A 237-nucleotide genomic window follows, 5' to 3' on the forward strand; every position below is an offset into this window, starting at 1 on the left:
AACCAGGAGATCGGCCGGCGGCCGATCGCAGCCTTCGGCAATTCCGATGGGGGTCTCGAAATGTTGCAATGGACGACGATGGGCGGTGCGCCTGCACGCCTCGGCGTGCTGATCCCTCACACCGACGCGGATCGCGAATATGCCTACGACCGTGACACTGCATTCGGCCGCCTCGACAAGGCGCTCGATGCGGCGGCGATAACCGGATGGACCGTGGTCGACCGGAAGAGCGACTGG

General features: G+C 65.0%; 1 pseudogene. It reads left to right on the top strand.

The features are described 5' to 3' along the window. A pseudogene (locus tag ACPYOI_RS36975) lies at positions 1-237 on the top strand (haloacid dehalogenase-like hydrolase); the annotation flags it as partial.

Source organism: Rhizobium sp. SVR5-2C (assembly GCF_056755115.1).